Raw genomic sequence first — 16,780 nt, 5'->3', positions numbered from 1 at the left:
TAATTATGAATAAACAGCAAAAAATAAAACACTGGCAAGGCATTTTTGAGCAGCAAAAATCGAGTGGTTTAGCCATCATTCAATTTTGTCGTGATAACAACATTAACGCATCGACTTTCTATGTTTGGCGTAAACGCCTTTCTGACGAAACGATAAGGGTTAAAAAGCAACAGGTGATCCCGTTTGTTATTCATGAGCAAGCCTTTACACACCCTTCAATCATTAAACTCACCACACCAAACGGCTATCAAATAGACTTCGAGTCGACATTAGCTAACCAAACGCTAGCCAAATTATTGAGCGTACTGTGACACCTTGCACCCACCAAGTTTACTTGGTCACGGGATTCACCGACATGCGAAAATCAATCAATGGGTTAAGTATTATTGTCAGCGATACCCTATCTCTCGATCCTTTAAGCCAAGCGTGGTTCGTTTTTTGTAATAAACAACGCGATAAATTAAAAATTTTGTTTTGGGATACCAATGGTTTTTGGCTTTATTATCGTCGCTTAGAGCAAGGACGATTTCAATGGCCAAATCATGCTCAAGCACACGTAGCCATGGGGATTGAACAACGGCAGTTACAATGGTTATTATCTGGCTTACCGGTAAATAATAAAACCCGCCACTCAACTTTATCAGGGTTATCAGTGATATAAATTAACCAGATCGTTTTTTTTACTTGAACGATCTTTCCCATGTGTCATGCTATTAAAATGCCAGACACTATTCTCATCACCGAACTACAAAATCAGCTTGCACTTATGCAGGCTAAGCTTGATGGCTTAGAAAAAGATAAAATTTCACTGCAAGAAGATAAGGTTGAAATGCAATCGCGGATTGACCACTTGCTTGCTGAGCTTAAGTTAAGTAAATCCCAAAAATACGGTAAAAAAAGTGAAAAAGCCCCACGGGGCACCTTCAATGAAGCGGAGCAGCATAAAACGACTGAGCCGCCTAAACACCATAAGAAAGGTAAACAAATACTGGCTGAGCACTTTGAACGAGAAGAGGTTGAGCACACCTTAACCGAGTTAACGTGTCAGTGTTGCGGTGAACAACTACATCAATGTGGTAGTGAAGACAGCGAGCAAGTGAAGATTATTCCGGCGAAAGTCAGTGTCATTAAGCACAAACAATTTAAATATGCTTGCAGACATTGCGAGCATGAACAATTGGCCAGTAAAATAATCACCGCGCCTAAACCCAAGCAGCCTATTCCTGGCAGCATTGCGAGTCCAGAAGCGTTATCGGCGGTTGTTACGGGCAAATACTGCGATGCCTTACCGCTTTATCGTTTCGTTGACATACTGGGCCGTGGCGGCCTTGAACTATCGCGCGGAACATTAGCTAATTGGTGTATTAAAGCGGGCCTGCTAATCAGCCCCTTAGTGGCAGCCATGCAACGTCACTTGCTTAGTGAGCACAGTTTATGTGCCGATGAAACCCGTACACAAGTGTTAGATGAAGGTGACAACCCTAGCAGCAATTCCTACATGTGGGTTTATCGCAGCAATGAGGTCAGCCGTGAGCCTGTCGTGATTTACGATTACCAAGCAGGTCGAAGTCGCGCTTGCGCAAAAGAATTTCTTGCCGGTTATCAAGGCTATTTACAGTGCGACGGTTACCGTGTTTATGACGGTATTGAAGGCATTACCCCTGTTGGTTGCTGGGCACACGCTAGACGCAAATATAACGATGCCTTAAAAGCAGAGTCGAAAAACAAAGGTCGAGCGCATAAAGCCATCAGCTTTATCAGCCAATTATATAAACTGGAAACCCACGCTAAAAACAAACAGTTATCTCCTCAAGCGCGGTATCAGTTACGACAAGAAAAAGCCTTACCCATATTAATGCACTTTAAAGCGTGGCTTGATGAAGCCGAAGGTAAAGTAACGGCGGGGAGTTATATTGGCAAAGCGATAAAATACACGCTTAATCAATGGCCGAAATTAATGCGGTATAGTGAAGATGGCGAACTAGGGATTGATAATAATATTACTGAGCGAGATATTCGGCCGTTTACCACTGGTAGAAAAAACTGGCTATTCTCAAAATCGGTTAATGGTGCTCAGGCCAGCGCGATACTTTATAGTATTGTGATGACGTGTCGTGCTAATGACATCAATCCGTATTACTACTTTGTGCATTTATTTAAAACGTTGCCGAATCGAGATGAGGGTGATGATGATTTTACCGACCTAATGCCGTGGAATGTGCAGCTAGACTTCGATTATAGCTAAGCGCACTGCTTAAATGCGCGCTTACTTTTGTAATGTTTTATAGACAACAAAAAACCCAGCAAGGCTGGGTTTTTTGTTTATTAAATGTAATTGCTAGTTAATATCCATCAATTACATTTAATAAACGCTTAAAGCTAGTGAAGCACTAGCCAAAAACTAAATCTCGTTTACGCACTTACTTAGCGAGCACGGAATACGATACGACCTTTCGATAAATCGTAAGGAGTCATTTCTACCGTTACTTTATCGCCGGTTAAAATACGGATATAGTTTTTGCGCATTTTGCCTGAAATGTGAGCCACAACTACGTGACCATTTTCTAGCTCAACTCGGAACATTGTATTTGGTAAAGTATCAAGGACTGTCCCTTGCATTTCGATTACGTCTTCTTTCGCCATGTTTAGCGTAACACCTCTTTAATAGTTAAACGCTGCAGATTCTGCCCAAAATACGCCAATAAGTAAAGGCGCAGCGGCTATTTTTGCAAATTAAATAGTCAACCACTGGTCTTTGACTTGTTTTTGCGCCGGTAAAAATTGCGTTTTGTAGTTCATTTTAGGACATTCGTCTATTTGGTAGCCCAAGTACACGTAGTGCTTATTTTGTGCTTTAGCAAATATTAGCTGCTGTAAAATCATCACAGTACCCAAACTATACTGCTCATAGTCGGGGTCAAAAAAAGTATAAATAGCTGAAATAGCCTTGTCCATACAATCAGTTACGGCAACTGCAACTAAATTATCTTGATCCCAAAGCTCTATAAAAGTGATGTTTAACCAACTGCATAATAAAAAACTCTGAAACTGTGTTTTATCAGGAGGATACATACTACCGTCTTGATGGCGCAAACTAATATATTTACTGTACAGCGCGTAGTATTGCGGGCGCTCTTGATTAGAATATTTAACCTCAAAGCGTGTTTTTGCTTTGTTTAGTTTACGTTTGTGCGATTTTGTCTCAATAAACTCTTGTGCTAATACACGTACAGAGCTACATGCGCTGCAAGTTGGACAGTGTGGGCGGTAAATTTGGTTACCGCTGCGACGAAAACCTAACGCCAGCAAAGACTCAAATTTATCGCTGCTGTAGCAACTTGGATCAAGAATGACCAATAACTGCTCTTGGCGGTTGGGTAAATAACTACAAGCAAACTCTTGGCTTAAACCGGCGCGTGCAGGAATATGTTCATTCATAAATAGCGTTAAGCTCCTGTGGTATCCACATAGCAGGGTCTACTTTATAATTTTGCGCTGCGTGTAGTTTAGCTAAAAATGCAGGGCGTGGGATCACTGTCGCCCCTAACGACATTAAATAGGGGTTTTCGAGCTGACAATCAATAAAATGCGCGTTATGGCGCTTAAGCCAATTAACCAACGCCCACATAGCCAGCTTAGAGCAGTTTGTTTGATGATGAAACATCGACTCGCCACAAAAAACACCATTTTGCATAATGCCATATAAGCCACCTGCAAGCTCTCCCTCGCGCCACACTTCTACACTATGGGCAATGCCTGCGTTATGGGCGTTAATGTACGCAGTGAGCATATCAGAGGTGATCCACGTACCATCGGTATCAATGCGTTGCTCGCAGCATGCTTCAATCACTTCAATAAAGGCATTATTTATAGTAACGGTGACCGGGTGCTTTTTTAAATGCTTGCGCAGGCTTTTACTAATATGAAAATTATCGAGCTCTACAATGCCGCGCTCACTGGGCGACCACCACATTATTGGCTCGTCTTCGCTAAACCACGGAAATATACCATTATTATAAGCGTTACTTAGCCGCGCTAAACTTAAATCGCCACCAATAGCGAGTAAACCGTCGGGGGAGTCGAGAGCGCACTCTATAGGAGGAAATGCTATATCGGTATTACTTAGCTGGTACAGCTGCTTTTTCATACAATACTTCAATAAAAACGAATAACAAAAGTGTAACTATAATTTAGACATAAAAAAAGGCTGGTTTATCAGCCTTTTTCACTAAACACTTAACAGCTTATAGATTATCTAAAAAGCGCTCAGCATCTAATGCTGCCATACAACCTGTTCCGGCTGAAGTAATTGCTTGGCGGTAAATATGATCCGACACATCACCAGCGGCAAATACGCCTGGTACGCTAGTTTGTGTAGCGTTACCATTAAGGCCCGACTCAACAATTATATAGCCGTCTTTCATTTCTAGTTGGCCAACAAACATATCGGTATTTGGCTTATGGCCAATAGCAATAAATACGCCCGCTAGGTCTAATTCTTCGGTTGCATCAGAGTTTGCATCTTTAATACGCACACCGGTAACGCCCATTTGGTCACCTAATACTTCGTCAAGCGTGCGGTTGTAGTGCATTATCACATTACCGTTTGCTGCTTTTTCAGCTAGGCGATCGGCTAATATTTTTTCACTACGGAAACTATCACGACGGTGAATTACATGCACTTCATCGGCAATGTTAGATAAGTAAAGCGCTTCTTCAACTGCTGTGTTACCGCCGCCAACAACCGCTACTTTTTGTCCTTTATAGAAAAAACCATCACAGGTCGCACACGCAGATACGCCACGGCCTTGAAAATTTGTTTCTGACTCTAAGCCTAAGTACTTAGCAGACGCGCCTGTCGCAATTATTAGTGCGTCACAGGTGTAAGTGCCTTGGTCGCCAGTTAAAGTAAAAGGGCGTTTAGACACGTCTACTTTATTTATGTGATCAAATATAATTTCAGTTTCAAAGCGCTCAGCATGCTCTTTCATACGATCCATTAACGCAGGACCAGTTAAGCCATGCGCATCGCCAGGCCAGTTTTCTACTTCGGTAGTGGTGGTTAATTGGCCACCTTGTTGCATACCAGTAATTAATACCGGGTTTAAATTTGCGCGGGCTGCGTAAACTGCGGCAGTGTAACCAGCGGGGCCTGAGCCTAAAATAAGTAACTTACAATGTTTTGCTTCAGTCATGGTTTTTTCCTAAACGTTTAATTCACTCTGTAATGCGCTCGATTCTAAGAAAAACAAGCAGGAAGTAAACAAAATCCGTGATTAATTTTTTTAACAAATTTTAAAGCTGTGCAATATTGTGTACTTAAAATGGAGTAATTTATGTCTAATAAGTAAAATTAGTTCAATAAACAGACTAATACGCAACAAAACTGCGTTAATTCATGACCGGTTTGATTTTTTTTGATATGTTTTACCTAATTTTGATTTGTCACTGAAAGATTATGTGACCTAAGTGAATAGGCAACTATGTTATTTTGGCAGGAAAAACCCGCATTTGGGTTGACTTCAAAAGACCTTAACGTCTTAACCAATGCGCAAGAGTACCGTACGCAATTGCTACGTTTAATTGCCAACGCAAAAAAACGAATTTATATAACCACGCTTTATTTACAAGATGATGAAGCCGGACGTGAAGTTTTAGAGGCACTGCACCAGGTGTCATTAGCTAACCCAGCGCTTGAAATAAAAGTGCTGTTAGATTTTCATCGCGCGCAACGTGGCCTTATTGGTGCCGAAAAATCTGAGGGGAATGCCAGTTTATATTGTGATTACCTCGAAAAGTTTCAATCGAACGTGCAGGTATACGGCGTACCAGTAAAAGCGAAAGAGTTATTTGGCGTATTGCATTTAAAAGGTTTTGTGATTGACGACACCTTGCTTTATAGCGGCGCGAGTATAAATAATGTGTATTTAGAGTATAACGACCGTTATCGCCTCGATCGTTACTTTTTAGTTACGCAAAACGCATTGTGCGATGCTGTAATAGACTTTATTGAAACAACATTACTTAGCTCAAATGCAGTGCCGCGTATTGATAGCCGCCCGCTGCCAAAGCTTAATGACTTTAGATTAGATCAAAAGCAATTAATGCGTGATTTAAAAACAGCAAGGTATAACAGCGCCGAGCTGCATAATACTCAGTCCTTAGGTATTCGTTTGTTTTTAGGATTAGGGCGACGCAATAACGAACTTAATCGTTTAATTAAAACCATGTTTGACGCCACCGAGCAAGAGCTAGTGTTGTACACGCCTTACTTTAATTTTCCGGCGCCATTAATGCGCTCATTACGCCGCTTATTAAAACAAGGTAAGCAAGTCACTATTGTAGTAGGCGATAAAACGGCTAACGACTTTTATGTACCGCCTAGCGAGCCATTTAGTAAAATAGGCGCGTTGCCGTATTTATACGAAACTATTTTGCATAAATTTGTTAAAACACAAAAACGCCATATTGATAACGGTAATTTAAACGTTTATTTATGGAAGCACGACAGTAATTCGTTTCATTTAAAAGGCATTTGTTCAGACAGAAAAGTACATTTACTCAGTGGTCATAACCTTAACCCGCGGGCGTGGGGACTAGATGTTGAAAATGGTATTTTAATTGAAGATCCACAACAAACAATAATGCAAGATATTGACAACGAAAAGCAAGAAATTCTGCAGCACTGTCGCCGTTTAACTGGCCCAGATGATTTAGAAACCATGGACGATTATCCGCAAGCGGTTAAAAAGTTACTTGGCCAAGCAAAACGTGTAAAAGTAGATTTTATAATTAAACGTTTTATATAAGTAACCTTATAAAATTTAAAATCTATACAACAAAAAAGCAGCTAATAGCTGCTTTTTTGTTTGCACTAATGTTTACTCTAAAGTTTAAAGCACTCAAGTAAATTAATGCTTGAGTGCTTTACGCTAAATTAAACGTTTTCTAGCGCAGTACGAGGATCAACATATTCCATGTTAAACGCTTGTGCTACTTCTTTGTAAGTTACTTGGCCTTTTATTACGTTTAAGCCTTTTAAGAAGTGAGCGTCGTCAAGCAATGCCTTTTTATAACCTTTGTTTGCAAGGTTAATAATAAACGGCAAGGTTGCATTGTTAAGTGCAAACGTAGAAGTACGTGGCACAGCGCCCGGCATATTAGCAACACAATAGTGAACAACGTCATCAACAATGAACGTAGGATCTGCATGGGTAGTTGCTTTAGAGGTGGCAATACAGCCACCTTGGTCAATGGCAACGTCAACAATTGCAGAGCCTGGTTTCATGGCTTTAATGTGCGCAGCAGTTACTAGTTTAGGTGCAGCTGCACCTGGAATAAGTACACCACCAATTACTAAATCTGCCTCTAGTACGTGTTTTTCTAGTGCGTCGGCAGTTGAGTAAATAGCGCGTACTTTATTGCCAAACTGTGCGTCTAGTGCGCGTAATACATCAATGTTACGATCAAGTATTACTACGTTTGCACCTAAACCAACCGCCATAAGTGCAGCGCTACGGCCAACCATACCGCCGCCAATAATAACTACTTTAGCTGGCTCAACGCCCGGTACGCCACCAAGTAACATACCACTGCCTTTATTTATTTTTTCAAGCGCTTGTGCGCCTGCTTGAATAGACATACGACCTGCTACTTCACTCATAGGTGCTAAAAGAGGAAGGCCACCGCGAGAGTCTGTGACTGTTTCGTATGCAATACAAATTGCTTTGCTTTTAACTAGGTCTTCAGTTTGTGGTAAGTCAGGGGCAAGGTGTAAGTAAGTGAAAAGAATTTGATCTTCGCGCAGCATGGCACGCTCAATCGCTTGTGGCTCTTTTACTTTAATTATCATCTCGGCTTTTGCGAATACATCAGCAGGTGTTGCTAAAATTTCAGCACCGGCTTGTACGTAATCGTCGTTAGTAAAGCCAATGCCCATACCCGCATCTGTTTCCACTAATACTTGGTGGCCGTGATTAACGAGCTCACGAACACTAGCAGGAACCATACCTACGCGGTATTCATGGTTTTTAATTTCTTTAGGTACACCTATAATCATAATTTTGCCTTGTTAGAACGGGATAAGTTTTTTCACTATTATATTCATGAGTTGCTAGTGTGTCTTACCTTTTTTTTAACATATTATAGTGATAATATCTGTTTTTGGCTTTTAAACAGAATAATAAACTAGGTGAGTATGCATACACTATTAGATAGAATAGATCGCAAAATATTAGTGGAATTACAACAGGATGGGCGGTTATCTAATGTGGAACTGGCCCGACGAGTTGGCTTAAGTGCGACACCTTGTTTAGAGCGTGTAAAAAAGTTGGAGCGAGAAGGTTATATACTTGGTTACAAGGCTGTGGTCGATCCGGCTAAGCTTGGCCAAGGTTTATCGGTATACGTTGAGGTAACAATTACTAAAACATCGGCAGATGTATTTGACGAATTTAGTGCTGCAGTTAAAAAGCATAACGAAATAATAGAGTGCCATTTAGTATCGGGTAATTTTGACTTTTTACTTAAAACGCGGGTAAACGACATGTCAGAATATCGAGGAGTACTGGGCGATATACTCTTAAAGTTACCCAATGTTAGCGAAAGTCGTACTTATGTAGTAATGGAAGAAGTAAAAGGCGAGGAAGGCGTAATTATTCGCCCCTATGTTGCTTAAGCTGATTTACAATATGTGTGTTATTTATAGGCTAATATAGTAATTTATAATTAGTTTCGCATAATATAAGTTTAAATTATAAAAACTTGTTCATAATCAGGCCATCAAGGTTAAGATAAAGTGCAACAAAATACATTTCCTGCTAAGGTATTCCACTGCTAAGTGAGTGTAAAAATAATAAAGAGGAATAGGGAATTATGCGCCTAAACGGTGTGCAAAGGCTATTAGAAACAGGGCTGATAATCAGCACTTTTACAGCAATATTTATTTTATGTGCCTTAATCAGCTTTGATCCGGCGGATGCTGCATGGTCGCAAACTAGCTTTAGCGAAGTAAAAAACATTACTGGCGCTGCGGGTGCATGGATTGCTGACATATTATTACTCACTTTTGGCTGGTTGGCTTATTTAGTACCGGCCGCAATTCAGATATTTGGTTATTTATTATTTAAACAACCGCACCGAATTTTACAACTCGACTACACCACCTTAGCATTGCGTGTTATTGGTTTTGCTTTATTTATTACCTCAGCTACCGCTATTAGCAGCATTAATTTTGATGATATTTATAACTTTTCATCAGGCGGGGTAGTGGGCGATGTGATTGAATCGGCAATGATGCCAGCATTTAACTTTACCGGTACTTCAATACTATTATTGTGCTTCTTTTTTGCCGGTTTAACATTATTAACGGGCGTTTCGTGGGTAGATTTTGTTGATTATTTAGGTGATTTAATCGTACGTTTTTATCGTTACATTAGCAATTATGTAAAAGGCTGGTTAAACCGAGAGCGTTTAGCAGGTAATGATAATCAGCAAATAGACGCACAATTTGAACCAGACACCAACGAGCAAGCCGATGAAACAAATAGCAAAAAAGTAAATAAACAAAAATCAATTAACAAACCGCAAACGCCATTTAATGAGCCGCAAATTAGCGACGAATTTATGCCGTTTGACGAGCTAGATGATATTCTCGATCAAGAAATTGGCTTTAGCGCCATAGATGACGATCCAATGGATACAGAAGCTGCACTTAATGCACTTGATCAGAGCCCAGTAGTAGAGCCAGAAAAGCCTGTAACTACAGTAGTATCGCCAGCAAGGCCAATGAACAAGCCAAAAGCTGCGTATCAGCCGCCGCCAACAGCCAAAGAAAAATTTGAACAATTACTTAATCAAGAGCCGCCACTAGGGCCATTACCATCGCTTGATTTACTCGACAGACCCGACAAAGCTAAAAACCCTATTTCGCAAGAAGAGCTCGATACAGTATCGCGGCTAGTAGAGACAAAACTGCTCGACTTTAACGTACAAGCAAAGGTTGTAGCAGTATACCCAGGGCCAGTTGTAACGCGCTTTGAGCTAGATTTGGCACCCGGTATAAAGGTGTCTAAAATTACCGGTTTAGCAAAAGATTTAGCCCGTTCGCTTTCGGCAATTAGTGTGCGCGTGGTTGAGGTTATTCCGGGTAAAACCTATGTAGGTATAGAGCTGCCTAACAAGTATCGCGAAATAGTGCGTTTATCAGAAGTAATAAACGCCCCTAAATTTGAGCAAAACCCATCGCCACTCACCATGGTCTTAGGTAAAGATATTGCCGGGGAGCCGGTATGTGCCGACCTTGGCAAAATGCCGCATTTACTGGTAGCCGGTACTACAGGCTCGGGTAAATCAGTGGGCGTTAATGTGATGATAGTAAGCTTACTGTACAAATCGGGGCCTGATGATGTACGTATGATCATGATTGACCCTAAAATGCTTGAACTTTCGGTATACGAAGGTATTCCGCATTTATTGTGTGAAGTAGTTACCGACATGAAAGAAGCCGCTAATGCACTGCGTTGGTGTGTAGGCGAAATGGAGCGTCGTTATAAGCTAATGTCGGCTTTGGGTGTACGTAACTTAAAAGGTTACAACCAAAAAGTGCTTGAAGCCAAAGAAGCGGGCTATCCAATAATGGACCCATTATTTAAAGACACCGATGGCATGAAAGATGGCCCAGATGAGCTTGGAAAACTACCTAGTATAGTGGTAGTAATTGACGAATTTGCCGACATGATGATGATTGTAGGTAAAAAGGTAGAAGAGCTAATTGCCCGTATTGCGCAAAAAGCACGTGCCGCAGGTATTCATTTAATACTGGCAACACAGCGCCCATCGGTAGACGTAATTACCGGTTTAATTAAAGCAAATATACCAACGCGTATGGCGTTTCAGGTATCGAGTAAAATAGATTCGCGCACTATACTTGACCAACAAGGTGCCGAAAATTTACTAGGTATGGGTGATATGTTGTATTTACCGCCAGGTACAAGTGTTCCTGAGCGTGTGCATGGCGCGTTTGTAGACGACCACGAAGTACACGCAGTAGTAAACGACTGGAAAGCCCGTGCTAAACCAAATTACATAGACGAAATACTTAATGGCGACGCGAACGAGGATATTTTATTACCGGGTGAAGCCAGCGAAAACGCAGATGAAGAAAACGATCCGCTATACGACGAAGCCGTGTCGTTTGTAATTGAAACCGGTAAAGTATCGGTGTCGTCTGTGCAACGTAAATTACGTGTTGGCTATAACCGCGCAGCACGCTTAGTAGAACAAATGGAAACATCGGGTATCGTGAGTTCAGCTGGCCACAATGGCGCTCGCGATGTATTAGTACCTAATGGAGCAAATTAATGAAAAAACTTAACACCTTGTTATTAGTACTTGGCAGCTTAGTTGCTACGCCAAGCTTTGCAGACGACAGCCAAGCATTACAAGATCAACTCGCATCGCTAAAAAGCTTTAAAGCGCAGTTCTCGCAAAAAGTAACAGACAAACAAGGCCAAGCAGTAATGCAAGGCGAGGGCACTATTGCCCTGCAACAACCTATGATGATCCGCTGGCAGCAAACCAATCCAGACGATACATTATTTGTATCAAATGGGGATAAAACATATTACTTCGACAGCTTTGCTGAGCAAGTAACTATTATGCAAACTAGCAGCCTTATAGATTCAACGCCGTTTGTGTTACTTACCTCAAAAGACCCAGCGCAGTGGGAAAAATACAGCGTACTGGCTACAAATAGCGGCTTTAGCGTAACGCCAAACAAAGGCGTAGAAAGCCAAGTAGAGCAGCTAGATATAACCTTTGCTGGTAACGAGCAAGGTTTGGCTAAATTAGTGGTAACCGATAATTCAGGGCAGTTATCGTCGTTTACTTTTAATGATGCACAAGTTAATACGCCGCTTGATAAAAGCACCTTTGAATTTACGCCTCCTGAAGGTGTTGAAATAGACGATCAGAGTAACGGTGAGTAACTTAGGATTTAACTTTGGGCCCGATGTGCGCCCACTCGCAGCGCGTATGCGCCCAACCACGCTTGATGAATACATTGGCCAGCAGCACTTACTCAGCGCCGATAAACCACTGCATCAGGCAATTGTTGCAGGGCGCTGCCATAGTTTAATATTGTGGGGCCCGCCGGGCGTAGGTAAAACAACGCTCGCGCAAATAATAGCTAATCATGCCGATGCTGCGCTTATTCAAATGTCGGCAGTTACTGCAGGCGTTAAAGACATTCGCGACAGCGTTACGCAGGCGCGCGAAAACCTACAAAGCCGTGGCCAACGCACCTTAATGTTTGTTGACGAAGTACACCGTTTTAATAAATCTCAGCAAGATGCATTTTTACCGCATATAGAAGACGGTACGTTTATATTTGTAGGTGCAACCACCGAAAACCCATCATTTGCACTTAACAACGCTATTTTGTCGCGGGCGCGTGTGTATGTTTTAAAATCGCTTGCCGATACCGATCTATACACAGTAATAGATCGCGCACTCAAACAAGACGAACAATTAAGCCAAAAGCACATAGTAATTGCCGACAACGCTAAAAAAGCACTGTGCCAAGCAAGTGGTGGCGATGCGCGCAAAGTACTTAACTTACTTGAGCAAGCGGTTGATTTAACCACAGAGCAAAACGGCCAATACAAGGTAGACGAGCACGTACTTAGCCAAGTGCTGCCCACACATTTAGCTAAATACGACAAAGGCGGCGATGAATTTTACGATTTAATCTCAGCCTTTCATAAATCAGTACGTGGCAGCTCTCCCGATGGCGCGCTGTATTGGTATTGTCGTATTTTAGCCGGTGGGGGTGACCCTTTATATGTAGCTAGGCGCTTACTTGCCATTGCCACAGAAGACATAGGCAACGCCGATCCGCGCGCTATGGAAGTGGCGCTAAACGCATGGGATATTTTTCAGCGAGTTGGCCCAAGCGAGGGCGAACGCGCAATTGCCCAAGCCACACTTTATTTAGCCAGCGCACCTAAAAGTAATGCGGTGTATATGGCGTTTAATCAAGCCAAGGCCGATGCCCAAAACGAGCCAAGTTACCCCGTGCCAGAGCATTTACGCAATGCGCCAACCAACTTAATGAAAGACTTAGGGTATGGCGCTGAGTATCGTTATGCGCACAACGAAGAAGGCGCTTTTGCTGCCGGAGAGAAGTATTTACCACCAGAAATGCAAGGTAGGGAGTATTACTTACCGAGCGATCGTGGCCTTGAGCAAAAAATTAAGCAAAAGCTCGATTACCTAAAAGAGCGCGACGCGCAAAGCCCACTTAAACGATACGAAAATGATTAAACTTTATATGATGATCGCCCTTGGCGGAGCCTCAGGAGCGTGTTTACGGTTTTTTATTAGCGAAAGCATGCTAAAACTCCTCGGTAGGGGATTCCCTTTTGGCACGTTGGCGGTTAATATTCTGGGTTCATTGTTGATGGGCATTTTGTACGGTTTACTAGATAAAGATATAATCGCCGAAAGCCCTGCTAAAGCCCTGATCGGGGTTGGCTTTTTAGGTGCGTTAACCACCTTTTCAACATTTTCAATGGATTCGCTGTTGTTGTTACAACAAGGTCACTTTATTAAAATGGCCCTCAATATCATCTTAAACGTGATGGTGTGTATTTTTATGGCTTGGCTGGGCCTTCAGCTAGTAATGCAAAAAGGTTAAAAACTAACATGTTAGATTCTAAATTTTTACGTCAAGATATCGAACAAACTGCAGCACGCTTAGCGGCTCGCGGTTACGAACTCGATGTAGCGACGGTCACGGCACTTGAAGAAAAACGCAAAACATTACAAGTAAAAACGCAAGAACTTCAAAGTCAGCGTAATGCAAGCGCAAAAGCAATTGGCCAAGCTAAAGCCAAAGGCGAAGACGCTCAACCGCTACTTGATGCAGTTGCTAACTTAGGTAGCGAGCTAGACGCAGCAAAAGCGCAGCAAGATGTAGTATTAGCCGCAATTAACGACATTGCCTTAGCAATTCCAAACTTGCCAGACGAATCAGTACCTGCAGGTAAAGACGAAGACGACAACGTTGAAATACTAACGTGGGGCACTCCTAAAAAGTTTGATTTTGACGTGAAAGATCACGTTGATGTAGGCCAAGACTTAAACGGCTTAGACTTTGAAATGGGCGTTAAAATTAGTGGCGCACGCTTTACTGTAATGCGCGGCCAAGTAGCGCGTATGCATCGTGCATTAACGCAATACATGCTAGACACCCACACAGACAAAAACGGTTACACAGAAATGTACGTACCGTACCTAGTAAATAGCGCAAGTCTATACGGTACTAGCCAATTACCTAAGTTTGCGGGCGATTTATTCCACACGCTAGGCCTTGTAAACGACGATGGCGAACAACAATCAGGCTTTAGCTTAATCCCTACAGCAGAAGTACCACTTACTAACAGTGCACGCGATGAAATTTACGACGAAAGCGATTTGCCAATTCGTTTAACTGCGCACACGCCATGTTTTAGAAGTGAAGCCGGCAGCTATGGTCGCGATACTCGCGGCTTAATTCGCCAGCACCAGTTTGATAAAGTAGAACTGGTACAGCTGGTAAAACCAGAAGACTCAATGGCAACACTTGAAGAGTTAACAGGTCATGCGGAGCAAATACTACAAGAACTTGAACTACCGTACCGTAAAGTAATTTTATGTATGGGTGATATGGGCTTTGGCTCAGCTAAAACCTACGACTTAGAAGTATGGTTACCAGCGCAAAACACCTACCGCGAAATTTCATCATGTTCAAATATGGTAGATTTTCAGGCGCGTCGTATGCAAGCACGTTTTCGCCGCGAAGGGGCTAAAAAGCCAGAGTTACTACATACACTAAATGGCTCAGGTTTAGCCGTTGGCCGTACACTCGTAGCCATACTAGAAAACTACCAACAAGCCGATGGTTCAGTAGTAGTACCAGAAGTATTACGCCCGTACATGGGTGGCCTTGAAGTGATTGGTAAACAATAAAACGTAAACTTTAAGTCAGGTTTTAGGCTTATGAGCTTAAAAAGAAAGCCGCTGTTAATTACAAACAGCGGCTTTTTTATTATAGGTTAAAAGTAAAAAGGTTCAGCTAATATGTAGGGCGTGCTTTAGCACTTTATAGCTCTTTGACAAAGTTATGCGCCTGTCCTTTTTAGTTTCCTTTTTATATGTTACGACTTTTTATCTGTTATGGAGTCAGGTGAATGAGCAATGGCAACTGTATAGCCTTGTTCATAATATAGAAAAGCTGCAAAACACGATGCATTAAGGTGGGTAAGGCCTTTTAACCTCAATAAAGCCACTTAAACACCAGTAATACCTTCTAAAATGCCAATTAAAACAACATCAACCTCCCACTTTATATTCTGCATAAAATACAGTAATCGATTGAACCAAAATAGGAACTCAGCTATGGTTTATTAATCAATAAAAACAAATAAAAAACGAGTTAATCTACAGGCTCGTTATACGTTTTTCAAAAATGGAGTTTTAAAAATGAGTAAAGTATTTCAATTCAAAGTTAAAAATCACACTATTAAAATAGTTAATTCATGGCTTCGAGGTGTGAAGCTCTACGTAGATGGCGATTTTCGAGATCACGACTCAACTTTCCTAGCAATTGGTAAAAAAGCTCTTTTATCAGCAAGCCTAGGAGAAAGTGGTATCCTAGAAATTATTCCAATGTCAGCTTTATTCTCTGTAGAAATGGATGCGTATTTGATTTCAGATAATTCAACTCAGCATGTTTATAGCTCACATAAACGCTTAAGTTTAACAGAACAAAGAACCGCGCAATAAACGTATAACAACACGGCCTGAGGTGGACGACTAGTAAAATTTAGCTATTAATTGCAAATTTTAAAAGTGGTGAGCCCTGCGTTTTAATGCTGATAAATACGTCGATTCATCGTAGGGTGTATTCGTTTTCCAACACCTAAATACAATCCTTATCTATTTAAATGTCAGTGTTCTAAAAGTAAAATAAGACAGGCACAAATTTTATATACAAGAACAAATAACAGCTGGCAAAACATTATAGTTGAACTCTAGCCAGCAATAATTGATTAAATAAGGGGTATTACAATGGATAAAATGTCAGTTAATATAACGTCTAAACCTTTAGAAGCTCACCCGAAAAAACAAATATTAAAGGTGGTGGCTGATGACGCTTCTGAAAAAGAGACAGTGCAAAAGGGAGTGGCTCAAGGCGTCCAAGTAGACATATCTGAAGAGGGGGCGGAAAAAAGTCTGGAAGATAAAAATCAAGCGGCGTTTCGCAAGTTATTAGGTAATGAAGATGTAGATCAAGCATCACAATCTGAAGGTGACCTCCTTGATGAACTAATTGCTGAAATACAAGAAAAGCTTGAAAAACTACTGCAGGAAACTGCATTGTTACGCAGTAAAGATGATGAAGAGTCGCAGGCAAAAGTGAAGGTGCTAGAAGGTGAAATTACCGGGCTTAATATTCAACTTATTGAATTATTAAAACAGAAATTAGAATCGGGTAAAAACTAGGTGTAAAGCTCCTGTAATTACCTTTAATACATTTTTCGGTTACTGCATAACGCGGTAAGTCGGGTTGTTTCTAGTAAACTCATCACTTTTGTCGGATGGCGTGGCTTCGCCACTTATCCGACTTACGTCAAAAGGTAGGTTGGTTAAGCCGAAGGCGCCACCCAACAGAGTTATTAAACCCATTAAAGCGGCTTACTAAAAGGCGCTATCACCCTCTAAAAGCGAAGTCTCTCTA

The 16,780-nt window shown here is 41.5% G+C and carries 18 protein-coding genes and 1 pseudogene; 12 read left to right on the top strand and 7 right to left on the bottom strand.

Going from position 1 to position 16,780, the window contains the following annotated elements:
• Window positions 1-5: 5 nt before the first annotated feature.
• Genes CIK86_RS07035 through CIK86_RS07025 form a run of 3 tightly spaced genes read left to right on the top strand, consistent with a single transcriptional unit; the run spans window position 6 to window position 2,245 of the window.
• Window positions 6-311, top strand: a complete 306-nt coding sequence (locus CIK86_RS07035) for a hypothetical protein (RefSeq protein ID WP_013465796.1) — start codon at window positions 6-8, stop codon at window positions 309-311.
• On the top strand, window positions 308-661 hold the full coding sequence (gene tnpB, locus CIK86_RS07030) for an IS66 family insertion sequence element accessory protein TnpB (RefSeq protein WP_254910727.1): 354 nt from the start codon (window positions 308-310) through the stop codon (window positions 659-661). Before CIK86_RS07035 ends, tnpB begins: the two co-directional genes overlap by 4 nt.
• Before the next feature lie 39 nt (window positions 662-700).
• Window positions 701-2,245: an IS66 family transposase gene (locus CIK86_RS07025; RefSeq protein WP_086960352.1), complete on the top strand. Its 1,545-nt coding sequence runs from the start codon at window positions 701-703 to the stop codon at window positions 2,243-2,245.
• 179 nt (window positions 2,246-2,424) lie between these two features.
• Here the strand turns inward: CIK86_RS07025 and infA are convergent, their stop codons facing one another.
• From infA to trxB, 4 genes are all read right to left on the bottom strand, one after another.
• Window positions 2,425-2,643, bottom strand: a complete 219-nt coding sequence (gene infA, locus CIK86_RS07020) for a translation initiation factor IF-1 (protein WP_002962494.1) — start codon at window positions 2,641-2,643, stop codon at window positions 2,425-2,427.
• Window positions 2,644-2,733: 90 nt separating this feature from the next.
• Complete coding sequence (locus tag CIK86_RS07015) at window positions 2,734-3,438, bottom strand: arginyltransferase (protein WP_041454455.1); 705 nt, start codon at window positions 3,436-3,438, stop codon at window positions 2,734-2,736.
• Entirely contained in the window at window positions 3,431-4,147 is a 717-nt protein-coding gene (aat, locus tag CIK86_RS07010; protein ID WP_011328398.1) for a leucyl/phenylalanyl-tRNA--protein transferase, read from the bottom strand. Before aat ends, CIK86_RS07015 begins: the two co-directional genes overlap by 8 nt.
• Window positions 4,148-4,244: 97 nt before the next feature.
• The gene (gene trxB, locus CIK86_RS07005; protein ID WP_086998685.1) at window positions 4,245-5,195 is read right to left on the bottom strand and encodes a thioredoxin-disulfide reductase; all 951 of its coding nucleotides are present in this window, start codon (window positions 5,193-5,195) and stop codon (window positions 4,245-4,247) included.
• A gap of 288 nt (window positions 5,196-5,483) precedes the next feature.
• Between trxB and pssA the strand changes: the two genes are divergently transcribed.
• On the top strand, window positions 5,484-6,809 hold the full coding sequence (pssA, locus tag CIK86_RS07000) for a CDP-diacylglycerol--serine O-phosphatidyltransferase (RefSeq protein WP_086998682.1): 1,326 nt from the start codon (window positions 5,484-5,486) through the stop codon (window positions 6,807-6,809).
• Between the two features lie 128 nt (window positions 6,810-6,937).
• Here the strand turns inward: pssA and ald are convergent, their stop codons facing one another.
• Window positions 6,938-8,059, bottom strand: coding sequence for an alanine dehydrogenase (gene ald / locus CIK86_RS06995; protein WP_011328395.1), 1,122 nt, complete (start codon window positions 8,057-8,059; stop codon window positions 6,938-6,940).
• 138 nt (window positions 8,060-8,197) lie between these two features.
• On the opposite strand from ald, the gene lrp reads away from it, so the two are divergent.
• From lrp to CIK86_RS06960, 7 genes are all read left to right on the top strand, one after another.
• On the top strand, window positions 8,198-8,677 hold the full coding sequence (gene lrp, locus CIK86_RS06990; RefSeq protein ID WP_011328394.1) for a leucine-responsive transcriptional regulator Lrp: 480 nt from the start codon (window positions 8,198-8,200) through the stop codon (window positions 8,675-8,677).
• Between the two features lie 197 nt (window positions 8,678-8,874).
• Entirely contained in the window at window positions 8,875-11,361 is a 2,487-nt protein-coding gene (locus CIK86_RS06985) for a DNA translocase FtsK 4TM domain-containing protein (RefSeq protein ID WP_086998679.1), read from the top strand.
• Entirely contained in the window at window positions 11,361-11,987 is a 627-nt protein-coding gene (gene lolA, locus CIK86_RS06980) for an outer membrane lipoprotein chaperone LolA (RefSeq protein WP_086998676.1), read from the top strand. The genes CIK86_RS06985 and lolA overlap by 1 nt, the downstream gene beginning before the upstream one ends.
• Window positions 11,980-13,323: a replication-associated recombination protein A gene (locus tag CIK86_RS06975; RefSeq protein ID WP_086998673.1), complete on the top strand. Its 1,344-nt coding sequence runs from the start codon at window positions 11,980-11,982 to the stop codon at window positions 13,321-13,323. The genes lolA and CIK86_RS06975 overlap by 8 nt, the downstream gene beginning before the upstream one ends.
• Window positions 13,316-13,696, top strand: coding sequence for a fluoride efflux transporter CrcB (gene crcB, locus CIK86_RS06970; RefSeq protein WP_041454454.1), 381 nt, complete (start codon window positions 13,316-13,318; stop codon window positions 13,694-13,696). The genes CIK86_RS06975 and crcB overlap by 8 nt, the downstream gene beginning before the upstream one ends.
• Window positions 13,697-13,704: 8 nt before the next feature.
• Window positions 13,705-15,009, top strand: a complete 1,305-nt coding sequence (serS, locus tag CIK86_RS06965) for a serine--tRNA ligase (RefSeq protein ID WP_058373536.1) — start codon at window positions 13,705-13,707, stop codon at window positions 15,007-15,009.
• 513 nt (window positions 15,010-15,522) lie between these two features.
• A complete protein-coding gene (locus CIK86_RS06960; RefSeq protein ID WP_086998670.1) occupies window positions 15,523-15,825 on the top strand; it encodes a hypothetical protein in 303 nt (100 codons plus the stop codon).
• A 40-nt stretch (window positions 15,826-15,865) separates the two neighbouring features.
• On the opposite strand, the pseudogene CIK86_RS19370 reads toward CIK86_RS06960, so the two are convergent.
• Window positions 15,866-16,005, bottom strand: a pseudogene (locus CIK86_RS19370) (IS110 family transposase); the annotation flags it as partial.
• A gap of 105 nt (window positions 16,006-16,110) precedes the next feature.
• Between CIK86_RS19370 and CIK86_RS06950 the strand changes: the two are divergent.
• Window positions 16,111-16,545, top strand: a complete 435-nt coding sequence (locus CIK86_RS06950) for a hypothetical protein (protein ID WP_086998667.1) — start codon at window positions 16,111-16,113, stop codon at window positions 16,543-16,545.
• Window positions 16,546-16,584: 39 nt separating this feature from the next.
• On the opposite strand, the gene CIK86_RS19235 is transcribed toward CIK86_RS06950, so the two are convergent.
• A complete protein-coding gene (locus CIK86_RS19235; protein WP_176359705.1) occupies window positions 16,585-16,728 on the bottom strand; it encodes a hypothetical protein in 144 nt (47 codons plus the stop codon).
• Window positions 16,729-16,780 lie beyond the last annotated feature (52 nt).

Source organism: Pseudoalteromonas sp. JB197 (genome assembly GCF_002332205.1).
Lineage (GTDB): Bacteria > Pseudomonadota > Gammaproteobacteria > Enterobacterales > Alteromonadaceae > Pseudoalteromonas > Pseudoalteromonas nigrifaciens.
Note: the sequence above shows the minus strand (reverse complement) of the source record. Positions and strands in the feature narration are given on the sequence as shown.

What these genes read in the sequence shown, in the direction of transcription:
- ald (WP_011328395.1), bottom strand. Translation starts at nt 8,059, where the DNA reads ATGATTATAGGTGTACCTAAAGAAATTAAAAACCATGAATACCGCGTA.
- pssA (WP_086998682.1), top strand. Translation starts at nt 5,484, where the DNA reads ATGTTATTTTGGCAGGAAAAACCCGCATTTGGGTTGACTTCAAAAGAC.
- CIK86_RS07025 (WP_086960352.1), top strand. Translation starts at nt 701, where the DNA reads ATGTGTCATGCTATTAAAATGCCAGACACTATTCTCATCACCGAACTA.
- serS (WP_058373536.1), top strand. Translation starts at nt 13,705, where the DNA reads ATGTTAGATTCTAAATTTTTACGTCAAGATATCGAACAAACTGCAGCA.
- aat (WP_011328398.1), bottom strand. Translation starts at nt 4,147, where the DNA reads ATGAAAAAGCAGCTGTACCAGCTAAGTAATACCGATATAGCATTTCCT.
- trxB (WP_086998685.1), bottom strand. Translation starts at nt 5,195, where the DNA reads ATGACTGAAGCAAAACATTGTAAGTTACTTATTTTAGGCTCAGGCCCC.
- infA (WP_002962494.1), bottom strand. Translation starts at nt 2,643, where the DNA reads ATGGCGAAAGAAGACGTAATCGAAATGCAAGGGACAGTCCTTGATACT.
- lolA (WP_086998676.1), top strand. Translation starts at nt 11,361, where the DNA reads ATGAAAAAACTTAACACCTTGTTATTAGTACTTGGCAGCTTAGTTGCT.
- CIK86_RS06985 (WP_086998679.1), top strand. Translation starts at nt 8,875, where the DNA reads ATGCGCCTAAACGGTGTGCAAAGGCTATTAGAAACAGGGCTGATAATC.
- CIK86_RS06950 (WP_086998667.1), top strand. Translation starts at nt 16,111, where the DNA reads ATGGATAAAATGTCAGTTAATATAACGTCTAAACCTTTAGAAGCTCAC.
- CIK86_RS19235 (WP_176359705.1), bottom strand. Translation starts at nt 16,728, where the DNA reads ATGGGTTTAATAACTCTGTTGGGTGGCGCCTTCGGCTTAACCAACCTA.
- CIK86_RS07035 (WP_013465796.1), top strand. Translation starts at nt 6, where the DNA reads ATGAATAAACAGCAAAAAATAAAACACTGGCAAGGCATTTTTGAGCAG.
- crcB (WP_041454454.1), top strand. Translation starts at nt 13,316, where the DNA reads ATGATTAAACTTTATATGATGATCGCCCTTGGCGGAGCCTCAGGAGCG.
- lrp (WP_011328394.1), top strand. Translation starts at nt 8,198, where the DNA reads ATGCATACACTATTAGATAGAATAGATCGCAAAATATTAGTGGAATTA.
- CIK86_RS06960 (WP_086998670.1), top strand. Translation starts at nt 15,523, where the DNA reads ATGAGTAAAGTATTTCAATTCAAAGTTAAAAATCACACTATTAAAATA.
- CIK86_RS07015 (WP_041454455.1), bottom strand. Translation starts at nt 3,438, where the DNA reads ATGAATGAACATATTCCTGCACGCGCCGGTTTAAGCCAAGAGTTTGCT.